Annotated in this window: 1 protein-coding gene; it reads right to left on the bottom strand. The window is 43.6% G+C overall.

Annotated features, from left to right (window positions below; genetic code table 11):
- Window positions 1-243: 243 nt before the first annotated feature.
- The coding region (locus WB217_RS06000; RefSeq protein ID WP_423991595.1) for a glycoside hydrolase family 1 protein at window positions 244-1,643 on the bottom strand (1,400 nt) is incomplete at its 5' end.

Raw genomic sequence — 1,643 nt, 5'->3', positions numbered from 1 at the left:
GGTAAAGGCTATTAAATTAAAAGGACTTTTAGCTGAAATGGAACGGACTTTTAAAACCCCCGTTCACGAAGAAGATAATCCTGAATTGATGCTGTTATATCGCAAGGTTTTGGATCATATCAAAAACTGAGATGAACCTAAAAATTCATAAAACTTAACACTCACTTGTTCAATTTTTATAAAAACGTTCTGTAATATTTAAAAAAAGACCCTCAGCATGCGAATGCACTGAGGGTCTTTCCCTTATAGTTTTTCTCCGTTTGTTGCAATAACGTCTTTATACCAGAAGAAGGACTTCTTCCGTTTGCGTTCCAGTGTCCCGCTGCCATCATCATGCTTGTCGACATAGATGAAGCCATAACGTTTCGAGAACTCACCTGTTGACATACTTACCATGTCAATGCAGCCCCAGCTCGTATAGCCCATCAACTCCACACCATCTTCAATTGCTTCACCCATCGCTTTAATATGGTCACGAAGATAATCAATCCGGTAGTCATCATGGATCGAGCCGTCTTCTTCCACTTGGTCATGGGCTCCCAATCCATTTTCAACAACGAAAAGAGGAATCTGGTAACGGTCGTACAATTGATTCAAGCTAATCCGCAAGCCTGTCGGGTCGATCTCCCATCCCCAATCACTTGCCTTCAGGAACGGATTCTTCACTCCGCCAATCAAGTTGCCTTCTGAGCTGCCAAAACCGGACTTGTCTTTCATCTCAGTCCTGGACATATAGTAACTAAGTCCAATGTAATCCACAGTGCCCTCTTTAATTAATTCCATGTCACCGTCCTGGATATCCAGCTCGATATTATGCTCTTTGAAATACCGCATGATAAAAGCAGGATACTCTCCTCTAACCTGCACATCTGCACAGAAGTAGTTGAAGAAACGTTCCTCTTGAAGGGCATATATGACATTTTCCGGATTGGAATCATAGGAGTAAGCAGGCGCATATAAAATCATGCAGCCAATTTTCGCATCCGGGATGATTTCATGGCACGCTTTTACCGCGATGCTGCTGGCAACAAATTGGTGGTGATATGCCTGGAAGGTTGGCTGGTATTTATCCTCTTCCTTTTGGATCGCGAATCCAAGCCCCATGATTGGCATGATCAAGCCACTGTTAATTTCATTGAAGGTCATCCAGTACTTCACTTTATTTTTATAACGGTTGAAGATTGCGTTCACGTATCTTTCGAAAAAGGTAACGACTTCGCGATTTCTCCAGCCGCCATATTCTTTTACAAGAGTGACAGGCATCTCATAGTGAGAAATCGTCACAACCGGCTCAATCCCATGCTTGTGCAATTCATCAAACACCCGGTCATAAAACGCGAGCCCTTCCTCATTCGCCTCCAGTTCATTTCCATTTGGAAAAATCCGTGTCCAGGCAATCGACATACGGAACACCTTAAAGCCCATTTCCGCAAAAAGAGCAATGTCTTCCTTGTAGCGATAATAGAAATCAATGCCTTCATGATTTGGATAATAGCCATACTTCTCCCGGTCAATTTCAAAATTGAAACCCGGAGTCTGCAGGATCTCCAGTCTTTCTTTCCCACCACGAAGGACATCGGCAATATTCAAGCCCTTGTTCCCTTCGTAAAAGCCGCCCTCCATCTGGTTGGCCGCCGTAGCAC

It is taken from the genome of Mesobacillus sp. (genome assembly GCF_049588175.1).
In the GTDB taxonomy this organism is placed as follows: Bacteria; Bacillota; Bacilli; order Bacillales; family Cytobacillaceae; genus Mesobacillus.
The sequence above is the reverse complement of the archived record's forward strand: the minus strand, read 5'-3'. Positions and strand labels throughout refer to the sequence as shown.